At 31.5% G+C, this 12,230-nt stretch carries 12 protein-coding genes; all 12 read right to left on the bottom strand.

Features of this window, described 5'->3' with window-relative positions; genetic code table 11:
* Positions 1 to 25 precede the first annotated feature (25 nt).
* Positions 26 to 1,144, bottom strand: coding sequence for a prenyltransferase/squalene oxidase repeat-containing protein (locus tag ACUSJC_RS04820; protein ID WP_449268423.1), 1,119 nt, complete (start codon positions 1,142 to 1,144; stop codon positions 26 to 28).
* On the bottom strand, positions 1,128 to 2,006 hold the full coding sequence (locus tag ACUSJC_RS04815) for a phytanoyl-CoA dioxygenase family protein (RefSeq protein ID WP_449268422.1): 879 nt from the start codon (positions 2,004 to 2,006) through the stop codon (positions 1,128 to 1,130). The genes ACUSJC_RS04820 and ACUSJC_RS04815 overlap by 17 nt, the downstream gene beginning before the upstream one ends.
* Positions 2,007 to 2,008: 2 nt before the next feature.
* On the bottom strand, positions 2,009 to 2,863 hold the full coding sequence (locus tag ACUSJC_RS04810) for a phytanoyl-CoA dioxygenase family protein (RefSeq protein WP_449268421.1): 855 nt from the start codon (positions 2,861 to 2,863) through the stop codon (positions 2,009 to 2,011).
* A gap of 28 nt (positions 2,864 to 2,891) precedes the next feature.
* Complete coding sequence (locus ACUSJC_RS04805) at positions 2,892 to 3,197, bottom strand: hypothetical protein (protein ID WP_449268420.1); 306 nt, start codon at positions 3,195 to 3,197, stop codon at positions 2,892 to 2,894.
* 127 nt (positions 3,198 to 3,324) lie between these two features.
* Entirely contained in the window at positions 3,325 to 4,347 is a 1,023-nt protein-coding gene (locus ACUSJC_RS04800) for a hypothetical protein (RefSeq protein WP_449268419.1), read from the bottom strand.
* A gap of 12 nt (positions 4,348 to 4,359) precedes the next feature.
* Positions 4,360 to 5,025 (bottom strand): hypothetical protein, encoded by a 666-nt coding sequence (locus ACUSJC_RS04795; RefSeq protein WP_449268418.1) that lies wholly within the window; start codon positions 5,023 to 5,025, stop codon positions 4,360 to 4,362.
* A gap of 34 nt (positions 5,026 to 5,059) precedes the next feature.
* Complete coding sequence (locus ACUSJC_RS04790; protein ID WP_449268417.1) at positions 5,060 to 5,401, bottom strand: hypothetical protein; 342 nt, start codon at positions 5,399 to 5,401, stop codon at positions 5,060 to 5,062.
* Between the two features lie 816 nt (positions 5,402 to 6,217).
* Positions 6,218 to 7,105 carry a hypothetical protein gene (locus tag ACUSJC_RS04785; RefSeq protein WP_449268416.1) on the bottom strand — a complete coding sequence of 296 codons (888 nt, stop codon included), beginning with the start codon at positions 7,103 to 7,105 and terminating at the stop codon, positions 6,218 to 6,220.
* An 11-nt stretch (positions 7,106 to 7,116) separates the two neighbouring features.
* The gene (locus ACUSJC_RS04780) at positions 7,117 to 8,175 is read right to left on the bottom strand and encodes a DNA polymerase beta superfamily protein (RefSeq protein ID WP_449268415.1); all 1,059 of its coding nucleotides are present in this window, start codon (positions 8,173 to 8,175) and stop codon (positions 7,117 to 7,119) included.
* Complete coding sequence (locus ACUSJC_RS04775) at positions 8,172 to 8,477, bottom strand: hypothetical protein (protein ID WP_449268414.1); 306 nt, start codon at positions 8,475 to 8,477, stop codon at positions 8,172 to 8,174. The genes ACUSJC_RS04780 and ACUSJC_RS04775 overlap by 4 nt, the downstream gene beginning before the upstream one ends.
* A 138-nt stretch (positions 8,478 to 8,615) precedes the next feature.
* A complete protein-coding gene (locus tag ACUSJC_RS04770; protein WP_449268413.1) occupies positions 8,616 to 11,282 on the bottom strand; it encodes a DEAD/DEAH box helicase in 2,667 nt (888 codons plus the stop codon).
* The gene (locus ACUSJC_RS04765) at positions 11,282 to 12,220 is read right to left on the bottom strand and encodes a HamA C-terminal domain-containing protein (protein ID WP_449268412.1); all 939 of its coding nucleotides are present in this window, start codon (positions 12,218 to 12,220) and stop codon (positions 11,282 to 11,284) included. The genes ACUSJC_RS04770 and ACUSJC_RS04765 overlap by 1 nt, the downstream gene beginning before the upstream one ends.
* Positions 12,221 to 12,230: the final 10 nt, after the last annotated feature.

Genomic DNA, 12,230 nt, shown 5'->3' with positions numbered 1-12,230 from the left:
TGTTTATTTAGTTCTAATAGTTTGTTTATAAAAATTGTAAGCACGCTTTAGTAACAAAATTGTTTGTTATGGGCGAACTTCCATAAGTAAGTATCGTATGAACAAAGCCACTGGGTCTACCCATAGGCATTTTAATGAACGGACAAGATTCCCATCCTATATTTTCGTCGTATTGAGTAGCCAAAAAGTGTAAACTTTTATCTAGCCATTTTAAGTCTATGGGCTTTTCTAAATAACGAGATGCTATTTCAATGCCAAGCAAAGCAAGTGCGGTTTGTAAAGCATCGGAAGATTGTTCCGGTAAAGACCATCCACCATCATCATGCTGAGAATCAAGTAAAAAAGCTAAAGCTTTTGCAACCACTTGTTTATCTCCTTTGCCAGAGCAAATAGCTCTTAAGCTAACAAACGTACCGTAATAAAGTCCGTAGTACCAAGTGCTTTCCCACCCACCTTGATGTTGTTTGTTATATAAAAACCGGAGTCCTCTTTGAATGTCAGTATCAAAACGTTTTTTATCATATCCTTGCAACGCATATAAAAAATTAGCCACAACATCAACGTCAGAACCTGTTCCCCATGCTTTATGAATCCATTCATACTGCAACTGCTGTTCTTTTGTTAAATTCTCTTTTGGAAGTATCCATGTTTCCCATCCGAGATCTTCGTTTGCCTGATCGTTTAATATGGTTTCAATAGGTACGTCAAATAGATCTTTAAAACCGTCTTTTGGATAAAATTTACAAAATACCTGAAGAATTTGTGCTAAATCGTCCACATCAGGAGGCAATTCTTTTAAATCAGGAAAATATCCCCATCCTCCTATTCCTCCTTCTCTTTTAGCTCTTTTTAAATAGGTTAACTCCGATGCTATATGTTCTTGTAAACAAATAGGATATTTCTCTTGCGCATCTAGGAAAGTATCAACCAGTAAAGCCCTTTGAAAAATATCCGCTATTTGTAACTCTTGTTCCACTTGAAAGGCTTCCTTTGTAAAAGGCATAGCATGTTTTGTATTCACAAAACCGGCTTCTTTTTCTGCAACCAAGTGCTTTATCCCTTGCTCAAAAAGGAAGTTCCAAGAGGCTTTTTTTGTGGTAAGTTCTTCACTATTCTTTAAATATTCTCTATTCGCATGTAACATGGTCTTTTTTTATTTTAAATTGACTTAAATAATCAAACAGCTCTTCTTTTGTCACTTTTTGTTTTTCTAAAACTAAACTTTCCACTAATTCATATTCTTTTTCATCGGGTCTGCTAAATAAAGAGGCTGAGAGATAGTAATTTTGATCTACATCAAATATATCGGCTCTGTTACCGGCTTCAGATTCATTATAGAAATGGTATCTTAACCTACTTTCTGAAGGACCTGCCAAACCTGCTGCTACGATCCTTGGATGCTGACTTTTATTGGTTGGTGAAGCATGAAACAGTGCCGGGCTTCCTATATAAATTTGTCCTGCTTTCATAGGCAATGAAACACCAAATTCTTTTAAAAGTGCCTCTTGATACATAGAAAAAGGAAAAGGAGCTCCGCCACATCTGGGAAAATGTAAAAAATGATGACTTCCGGGGATTACTTCTAAAGCTCCGTTTTCTAAAGTAGTATCCATTAAAGGTACCCATAAACCAAGCGGTTGAAAACGTCTCTCATCTAAAAATGAAGGATCTTGATGCAGGGGAACAATACCTATGTTTTGATGAGGGTATTTAATATTGAAATTTCCCCAAAAGAAAGTAACCTCTTCAAAGATAGTAGCCATTGCTCTTTCAAAATGGTTCTCTATTCCCTTAGAAACTGCATGTCTATAGATAGCGCTTTTACTCATAATCGTTGAAGCAAAAGCAGCTTCTCCTAAATCTCCTTCTAAAGAATCATACAATTTTTTAAGTGATGCTATTTCTTTATTATTTAAAAAATCAACAACTACATATCCATTTGCGTCAAAAAAAGCTTGATGCTCCGGATTTTTAAAAAGAATTCTATTTTCTGTATTTGTTTTCATTTTTAAACCGATAATTTCATTTTCTGATGTGCTTTTCCTAATATTGCGGAAACACTTTCTTCATTCTGAGGATTAAAATAATAAGGAACTTCTCCTATTTTTTTGGCTCTGGCTTCATCCGGTCTGCTAAACAAAGGCGTTTCTATGTAATAATCCGGTTCTAATTCAAACACCTCCATCTTTTCTCCCGGATTTCTAAAATCTTGATAATAACAACGCATTTGGCTTTCTTCTTCTGCTAACCAAGCCAGCGCAGCTACTCTTTCAGTATCGCTAAAATTAGAAGGTGACCAATGGAAAACTTTAGAACTTCCTATATAAGCTTGTCCGGCTTTAACATCCAGGCGTTTAAAGTAATTTTTTATCAAATAAGAGCTCAATTCGTTGTATGGAAATTTAGGAAGTGTGCTTCTTGGCCCGTCATTTAATTTGTGGCTGCCATCTATAACTTCAAGGGCGCCATTTGTTGCATTAGTATCTATAAGAGGCACCCACAACGTAATTCCTTGATATTTTGATTCGTCTACATAAGTAGGATCTTGATGTATAGAACAAATACTTTCTGATTGATTTGCTTGCTTAGAGGTGAATATTCCGAAAAAAAGTTTAAAATCGTCTAAATGCAAGGCAACAGCTTTCTTAAAGGTGTCTGTTATGCCATCAGATACTTTCTTTCTGTAATTAGCGTCCATACTCATATTAGACGTAGAAAAACCTCTCTCTTTAGGCTGAGCATTTAATTGGTTATATAATTGTTGTAGTGTATCAACTTCTGAAGGGTTCAAAAAATCAATTACCACATATCCCTTTTCTTCAAATTCTTTTTGTTGAATGGGGTTTTTAAAAACATTTCTCATATCTCTTTATAAAAAAATTAGACTTTGATCAATTGTCTTGAATAAACAACATTTGCAGTTTGTAAAACCAAGACAAGACAATAGCAAAAGGTACTGCCGGAAAAACCCAATAATTATAAATAGGTGTTCTCCCTAAAAAGAGTATCGGATATCCTTTAGCTTTAGGATAATCTTCAAAAAAAAGCTGAATACTTTCGTCAACTTCTAATGGTATCCTTTCGATAATATATAAGGATAAAACAACTACCATTTTAGATAAAAATTTACATTTGGTGCAATATCCTTGATAGTAAATAGCAATTTTATTTTTGGGAATAATGATGCTTTGCTTCATGTGTATAGATAATAAAAATCTAGTGCAGATTACAATGTGTATGCTGCAATAGTAAATTTGAATACTTCAATATTTTGCTTAAAGAGTAAAAGCAGAGTTGAATAATTAAAACCTTAATACGTGTGTTTTAATTAGATCCTATTTTATTCTTTAAATAAAGATTTAGTCTTTTATTTCCCATAATGTCTATCCCTAATCCGTAATAAGAAACAGCACATTCGTTTTCTAACACTTCTTTTTGTATTGGAAATGGGGTAACCTTATTTTTTGTTGTGGTTTCTTCTAATAAAGTAACCCATTCATTAGGGTTGAGTTCAACATAAGAAGGACAAGCACAAATATCAATTTTGGCATCAAACAATTTTGAACTTGCAATATGGAAACCTACATTAAATACTACACCTGCTAAATTCACCTCTTTATCTCCTATTACATCGTTAAAAAAATCGGTAACCGATTCATCGAGCAAAACAGGTATTTTTAAATCTTCAATGGTAAGTTTATGGGTTAATCTAAAATAAATTTTAGCTCTTACATTTTTTAAAGAACTTCCTTCTAAACCGATACTCATAATATTAGCATACGGACTCAACGTTTTGACAAATTCATCAACTTCTGTAGCATTAGGCATTAAATGCTTTAACCAATCGCTAAATCTTTTCCAGGAAGCTTCTTTACCGCCTCTTCTACCATCAATATAAATAGCCATACCTTTACTATCCGGAGAAGCTCCTAACCAAAACACCCCATCAGGATATTCTTCCATATTGTCTTTAGAAACAGGTAAATGAAACGCTAACATTTCCTCACACATTTCCTTTATTTCTTCCGTTTGTGTGATAGTATATAATTTTTGCAAAGCTTGATAACTATACCGAAATCGTTCTTCCGGTGAACCTACAATGCATGAAGGATCACTTATAAAACGCCCATGCAAACCTTCGCTTGAAGAGCTGATGCAATATTGCAATGGACTGCCATCTATATTTAAGCCCGATCTACCGCCTAGTTGAAGATTAGTTTCTTCCGGTAAAGCCAGTAGTTCATCTCTTAAATCCAGCACTTGTTTGGCCGAAGCCAAACTAAGTGTGGATGCATAAGATGAAAGTAGTGCTACGTTTGACAAAATTGAATCTTTAGTCGCATTCATAGCGTTACTTTTTTAAACTTGTTGCAAAATAACATTAGATTGTGTTCCTGCATTACCCGCAGTTCCCGCAGTTCCGGCTTTTCCTCCGGAGCCTTGTGCTCCTCCCGGTGAACCTGCTTTACCGGCACTACCACCTTGACCACCTACGCCACCTTGACCACCTTTTGGCACTGGTGAAGAAGACATAACGCTTCCGCCGTGATATTGTACAACAACCGTATTACCGCTTCCACCGTTTCCACCGTTTCCACCACTACCACCATTACCACCATTACCGGCAGCTCCACCATCACTGGCACCACAATCTGAACCAGCAGGACAACTAGATGCTTTTCCACCATCGCCACCATTACCACCGGTTTGTCCATTACCACCATTACCACCATTACCACCGTCACCAGCTGCAGCAGCAACAAGTAGAGAACCTGTTAATTGTCCGATTACAATATTTACTGAAGGACAATCTGATCCATTACCTCCGGATGATCCTGAACCCGCTTCGGCTCCGTTAGCACCTGCTGTTCCTTTTGAAGAACTTGGTCTACATACTGAGTCCCAATCACAGTTAGCATTTGTACCATTGTTTCCGCTAGGTGCAGCGGTTGAAAAACCTTGTCCGGCAGTTCCGTTAGTGCCATCAGCACCTGAAATTATTATATCTCCGTTTAAATTACTCATGTCTTTTAATTTTTAATGTTGTGTCTATTTTTAATTACATTTTTACTAACTCTACAATTCGAATATCAGCAGTAGTTAATACTTTGATTTGTCCTCCGGGTTGGATAGTTACTTTATTATAACTCACCTGTACCGGGCCGCTTCCCGAAATAATCAAAGGATTAGTAGGTGTTACCACCACGTCAGCAGCTACTGTATATACTGCAACTTTTGGTAAAGCTGCTGCAGATTTACTTGCTTTTGCAGCTGAAGTATCAATTTTAAAATCCGTTAAGTCATTTAAATTTTTCATTTCCGGTTGAAATGCACTGTCAGGATGTGGAGGGTTTGAGAAAAATAATTTTCCGTCAGCAGTTGAAATCTCTTTTGTGCTCATGATTTTTTGGTATTTGTTATTAATTTATTTTTTTGATGCTCCGCTTTAAAGCACCCATTACATAGAATAAAGCCAATGATTCATTTGTAAATGACGCCTTTTACAACTATCAAAATAGCTTTGAAAAAAGATTCTATTAATTAAAGCTTATCTTAATAAATCTTTCTTTTTGTAGAACTACATACCAAATGTATTTAGAAACAATAGTAAGATTATACGTATAAATACCTGTTTTAAAAAGCAATCCTTTTTTTTAACTTAAAACACAGCTCAATACACCGTGGTAAAAAAACAATCTATACCAAAATAAAAAAACGCCCTTAACAGGAGGGCGTTTTTGCATGTGCGGCTTCTTCTTGTGTGAGCTCGAGCACTTCCCGAAATCGGCGTGCTTCTTCCATAATCTGATAAAGGAATCCATTGTGATCTTTATTTGTAAAATAATTTTTTAATCACGTTATTGTGATTGTTTTATTGTATAATAAAAACAGATCACAAGTTGTTTGAAAAGAAACTATAAAGACTTTACAAGCTTTTCTTCTTGTTCTTGAGATTCGTTAAAACAGAATGATGAAATGGTTTCTTTAATTTTCAGTTTGTCAATCTAATTTATATAGTTAAGCTTCCATTTAGAAATAGAAAAGCGCCCCTTTGGATAAAAGGACGCTTTGAATATGGTATACTTGTTTGTTTTAATGCATACCTAATGATACAAAACACGCTTTTCGACTACGAGGAAATTCTTCTCCTAAGCGATAGATTGACTTTACGAGTGCTATGTGTGTTGTGTTTTCATTTCGAGGGAAAATATATAAACTATTCATCTGCAACAAGAGTAAAATTCGAAAAATCAAAAAAGTAATCTACTTCTTCATCATAAATATTAATCGCTGGAAAAAATATTTTACCCATTCTTTTTTCATTATTTAACCATTCATTGAGTATGCTTACTTTTTTTTCAAAATCCTTAGCAATATTTTTATCATTAGACTGCGCATCTTCTATAGTTATATTTCCATCACGAGATACTTTTACCAACAATTTTATTTGCCGTTTTGTATCGAAAATTTTATCTAAATCTAACATTTCATAAATTTTATCTTTAAAAGATATATACTTAATAACAAAATCTTCTACAAATATTTCATTAGAATCACTTACTAATGGTCCCCTCAATATGAGTTTATTACGTCTATATTTATCTTCATAACACTCCATTCTATATCCGATAGGTAAACCAAGTTTTACATCTAAGTTTTTATTTAATTTTAAATTTTTGGCTGGAATAATTTTTTTCCCAATACTATCTAAGTAATCAAAATGCTTTTTATAAATCGATGAAGTTTCATTTATATAATCTTTAAATGCTCTTCTTCTTGAATACAAGTCCTTTAACTCAAGCCTCCCCTCTTCTGTAATAACAATTGTTTCTCTACCTTGATCTGCATAATACATTCTAATTTTGTTATTTGAAATAAAAATTGAAGCATACAGATTACCTAGAATTTGATTAATATTATCAAAATCTCTCAAGTCTTTATGATACGGATATGGTAAAACTGGTAATGATTCGATCTTTCTAACACTATCTTCAGATATTACGTGAATTACTTTCTTTTCATTGACTTTCAATGAATCTTTATCAACTTGTGAGTATAGTTGTGAAATCATAAACATTAGAAATAGTATTAATTTTCTTTTCATTTTTAAATTGGTTAATTATATAATTCTTTTCGCATTTCTACTAAAACAGTTATTAATTTCTCAATATTAGGTGTTTCAGGCAATGTCGAAGATACATACAAATCTTCTATCGAAGCAATTAAATCATCAGCTTTTTGCAACAAATCATCATACTCCATTTCTCCTGCTTTAATAGAAAGTAATTCTTCTCTGTTGGTCACTCTGATATTCAAGGTTCCTTTAGAAAGAATCTGTTCCGCAGTTTGCAGCAGGCGAATGGTGTGCATCATGTTTTTACTGTCGTATTGTTTTCCGTGCTTTTGATTGGTTAAATAGCGGTCTTCATTGCGTTTTTCTATCCAATCCCAATATTCAGCATATTCTTTACAATATTTGGAATAGCCTTCTAAATTACAGGATAAGTAAGCGATTTCTTTTGCTCCTTTGGGTATAGAAGACACCGAAACGTCATTAGACAATTCGCTTTTGATGATGCCCCGATAGCCCAAAGTTTTAGTTTCATCATAAAACAGGGCATACATTCCTTTGGCATGTGGAATATCGATCAAACCGCATTGTTCCTGATTTAAATTATTTTTTTCTAACCAATCCCGTAAAGCGATGGATTGATAGCCTTGTAAAAGATGACAAAAGTCCAATAAGCTTTTACGTTCTTTTGCCACAGGATTGACTATCTTTTTTTTGAGTCCTCTTGCTTTTTTGATTTGCGTCATGGCGTAACTGGCAAAACTGTCTTTACACAGTTTGGATAGAAAATCTTTGATGTGCAACTGCTCCATAATAGGATGTTTGTACAAAATACAATCTTCCGGAGAGGCTAATATTTCCAATATATTAGGATTGTTTTTAAGTAACAATTCTACAAAACGCCCCAACTCATAGTAGACCTCATCATTGGTTTCATTACTGATTTGCGGAATATGCTGTAACCCATAAAACTGCTCTTTGGGTAAATAATACACGCCTTTGATATCGGTATCAGAAGTTGGGGTATTTAAACCAAACGACTTACTGCCCGAAATAACTTCGAAGAGAATTAGGTTTTGGGATTTAAGGTCTTGGATGGTCATTTCATTTCATTTCTAAGGTCGTCTACAATTACTTTAGCTTCCTTTAAACCACATTTTAATGCAGTCATTACTATTGCAACTGCTTCAGGAATATTATTTTGTTTTATTAATAAAAGTACTTCTAATTTGGTTGTATACTTTAAATCTTCTTTTTTCATCGCTTGTAATTTGTTTTTTGATTGACTTGCCTGACTCAGCCATTGGGCTTGTGCTTTGGCTTTTTCTAAAGTAACGGGGGCTTGTTTGGATAGTATTTCCATGCCTAACTTGGCTCTTTCTTCAAAAGATATGTTGTAGTTCATGTTTCTAAAATTAGCAAAAATAAGATAGTAATTTTTATGTTTGAATTGTACCTAGTATTTACTGCTTGGAATAGCTTTGAAAAGGATTAGTTTTATGGGATTTAAGGTCTTGGATGGTCATAAGTTGTATTTAAAAAATCATATTTCTTTATCTTGTAACAGAAAACCTTTCCTTTTCAAGTACTTGTTGTAAATATTTTTAATATTTAATTCCTTTTGTTTTGATAGCCATTCTATTGGATTTTCTGCTTCCTCTTCTGGAATTAATTTATATATTTTAATTGCGATTGATCTTGAAATACCTTTAGATATTAATAGTAATACTAAAGTATTACTTGTTCCTAATTCTAACATAGTTGGTAAAGAAATACTATGTTTATGTTTTTCTAATTCTTCTTCGTTAAGAATAAATTTCAATATATCTGATAGTAGCTTTGTGTACTTTACTAAAACATAACTTATAATTGAAGAGTAAACTTTAATAACTTCTTTTATTGTTTTATTTATATCATTTTTGTTTTCTTTATCTATTATACCTTTTGTGTCTGCATTAAAATTTATCTCTCTAATTATAAGCTCTTTAAAACCTCTATTATCTAACCATAATGTCGCATAAAAAACCATTTGAGATAATGATCTAGATATGTCATGCTTAAAATAAGCTTCATTATTAAAATCGAAAACTTCATCAAGTTTAAATAAAATATTTTTCAACTGACCATAAAAATTGCTTTCCTCATGACTCTTCGTTATTAATATTTCTTTTTTCCATCTTGCGTAAAAATTTTTATGATCGTGAAAAACCCATTTTTCAATTCCTTCATTTTTTATTTTTAAATAAAGTTCATTTTGTAGTTCTGGATCAATACTCGGGTTAAGTTTTACCAATTCATTTGGGATTTTAATGCCTTTTAACCTTTCAGAGATATTTTCAACTATCAAATTAATTGAATCTTCATCTACATTTTTATTATTAAGATAATCAATAAGGTTTTGTTCTCCTTTGAGGTATTTTAATTTTAAAAAAATAACTCCAAATTCATTTTTTTTGTTGTTGGCATCTAATGGTTGATTTAAAGCAGCAATTAATTCATTAATAGGATACTTTAAAATTTTATTAATAGCCGGAGTAATCTCTTTATCAGGTTCGTTTTCAAAAAACTCTTCAGCCCAATCTTCATCACTTTTCTCTAAACATATTATTGTGCCTGTAAGAGCGTCTCTGATTCTTCCTGCTCTTCCAACAATATTCCCAAATTCAAATTTACTTAGATCGTTTCCATCCTTTTTTGGGTATGGTATAAAAACTTTTTCTGCAGGTAAATTAACTCCTTCTACTAATGTAGAAGTACATATAATATTATCAAGATAACCATTTGCAAAAAGATATTCTAATTCACCTCTAATAATCTCAGGTAACTTACCATGATGAAATGCGGTCTTAACCTTTAATGTATCAATTAAATAATAATCTGAATGTATCTCTTCTTTAATTAAATCAATTAATTCATGTATTTCATTACTTAAAATAAATTTTTTATCATCATTGTTTTTTGCTTTTGCTAAATAGATTGCAAAATCTTCTACATAATTAGCCTTAGGTAGATAAATGATATTTTTGCTTTTATCTCCAAATCGTAATAATATTTTAACTGTTGTTTTAAGTTTATTTTGCACAACATCTTTTCTATAATCAAAATCAATTGGAACTTCAATAGTATTTATCAATTTCTCTTGAAAAAATATCTTAGAAGTTATTGAATTATTGTTTTTGCTAGGTTTAAATGATATTTTTAACTGAAAGACAGGCGAAAACATTGTTTTTAAATTTTCACTAACTTCTTTAAACATTAATTTTAACAATACATCTGGATTATTTAAAAATGGTCCTGCAATTACCTTCCTTGATCTAAACCAATAAGTTTCAATCTCATTTATTAAATATTCAAAAAGAAAACCTCTATTTCCATCATCTTCAATATTTTGTACTTCATCAATAAAAATTAAATCAGGTGTGAATTCATTCTCATAAGAATACTGCATTAATTTTAAAGTTCTTTCTGGTGTTAAGATAAATATCTCTTTATTTGTAAATTGTCCTTTATCTTCATTTTCTTTTTCAATAAAAGCCGTATTTATGCTAACATCATTACCTAATATTTTCTTAAAATCTTCAGATACTTGAGAAATTAAAGCTCTAGTTGGCACAATATAAACCACATAAAACGAATCCTTGTTTAAAAAAGTTTGTCTAATATAGTTTTGAATGATGAATGATTTTCCTGCTGATGTAGGTGCTGATATTGCAATGTTATAATTTGTTTTTGTTAAAACATTCCACAGATGTTTTTGATAATCAGAACCTAAAATTTTACTATTTCCACTATCTATTTCGTTTAATGCAATTTTTGAACCTAATTCAAAATCCATTATTGTCCCGAAACTTCTATTAAACAAAAGATTTCCTGTAATTGAATTAATTGTCATTAATTCCTTAAAAAATCTCGATGCAATTAAATTACCTGATCTAGATAAAATTATATAAGCCGTTTTTCTGTATTCTTGAGAATCGTATTCAAGAAAAAGAGCAATTCCAAATACAGAACTTAAATATTTATCTTCTTCTTCACTACTTGTAGAAATAATACTTGCTAACCATATCGATTTGTCAAGTATATCTTTTTCAATTATAACTTTTTCTTTTTCAATCTGTAACTCAGAATAAAATCTATTAGTTATCAATGCGTTCAAAACTTGATTGAAAACAGGATGATTTTTGGCAGATTCAATAGTTAAATTGCTCATTATTCTTTTCTTTCAAATTTTTTTCCATTATGAAAAACTGAGTAACACTTTTCTCTAAAAGAGCTTACATCATCAACAGGCATCATAAAAAATTCAAATGTTATATTATTAATTTCAGGTAAGGATGCTTTAATATAATTTGACCTTCGCTCTATTATTGAATTTAAAAAAATTAATACTTGCTTTTCTATTTCTAGAATATTTCGTGAAATTATTTCTTTAATTTTACCTTCTTTATACATTAAGAAAGCTGGGTAACAAATATTATATTCTTGAAATTCAATTTGCTTTGTTCTAAGACTTTGGTAAATAAGATCCAAATCATTTTCATCAAGATTATTTAGATCTCGACTTAAATGTTTTTTTGCAACTTCTAATTCTCTATCAATTGATTGTGGGTTATTTATATATCTTTTAAGTGAGTCTAAAGCTTCTCCCGCGCATGCATTGAAATTATTCTTCATTTTTGATTCACCTAACAATAAAGTCGCTTGACCATTTATATTACCAATAAAAAGTCCGTCAGAACCTTTTACTTGGTCATTATTATTATATGTTTGTGAAATTTTATGAACTATCATAGGTGTTTGCAAAACCGCTTCAATAAATAAATATAAAATTAGTTCTCCATATCTTCCATCTGTTAAAGGATCAATATCTCCAAAGTAACTTAATGCTTTATCAGTAGGTTCATATCCATCCTCAATAAGTTCTTTAATATCTTTTTCATCAAAGACATAATGTACAGCAGCCTCATAGAGATGATTTATAAAATCTAAATCATCAAGACCATTATCATTATATTTTAAACTGTAGAATTTTATTTTTACTTCATCAGAAATTGCTACTTCTTCATTTAAACTAAACAAATTAAAAAAGATATCTCTATTAACTTTAAGTAGCTTCTCCCAATTAATATCGCTAATTTTTTTTGTCATTCTACTTAAC

The organism is Flavobacterium sp. U410, assembly GCF_053570605.1.
This window is presented reverse-complemented; position numbering and strand designations above follow the sequence as displayed.

Coding starts and splice junctions, on each gene's coding strand:
- ACUSJC_RS04780 (WP_449268415.1), bottom strand. CDS start 8,175: ATGACCATCCAAGACCTTAAATCCCAAAACCTAATTCTCTTCGAAGTT.
- ACUSJC_RS04815 (WP_449268422.1), bottom strand. CDS start 2,006: ATGAAAACAAATACAGAAAATAGAATTCTTTTTAAAAATCCGGAGCAT.
- ACUSJC_RS04820 (WP_449268423.1), bottom strand. CDS start 1,144: ATGTTACATGCGAATAGAGAATATTTAAAGAATAGTGAAGAACTTACC.
- ACUSJC_RS04805 (WP_449268420.1), bottom strand. CDS start 3,197: ATGAAGCAAAGCATCATTATTCCCAAAAATAAAATTGCTATTTACTAT.
- ACUSJC_RS04810 (WP_449268421.1), bottom strand. CDS start 2,863: ATGAGAAATGTTTTTAAAAACCCCATTCAACAAAAAGAATTTGAAGAA.
- ACUSJC_RS04790 (WP_449268417.1), bottom strand. CDS start 5,401: ATGAGCACAAAAGAGATTTCAACTGCTGACGGAAAATTATTTTTCTCA.
- ACUSJC_RS04795 (WP_449268418.1), bottom strand. CDS start 5,025: ATGAGTAATTTAAACGGAGATATAATAATTTCAGGTGCTGATGGCACT.
- ACUSJC_RS04770 (WP_449268413.1), bottom strand. CDS start 11,282: ATGAGCAATTTAACTATTGAATCTGCCAAAAATCATCCTGTTTTCAAT.
- ACUSJC_RS04765 (WP_449268412.1), bottom strand. CDS start 12,220: ATGACAAAAAAAATTAGCGATATTAATTGGGAGAAGCTACTTAAAGTT.
- ACUSJC_RS04775 (WP_449268414.1), bottom strand. CDS start 8,477: ATGAACTACAACATATCTTTTGAAGAAAGAGCCAAGTTAGGCATGGAA.
- ACUSJC_RS04785 (WP_449268416.1), bottom strand. CDS start 7,105: ATGAAAAGAAAATTAATACTATTTCTAATGTTTATGATTTCACAACTA.
- ACUSJC_RS04800 (WP_449268419.1), bottom strand. CDS start 4,347: ATGAATGCGACTAAAGATTCAATTTTGTCAAACGTAGCACTACTTTCA.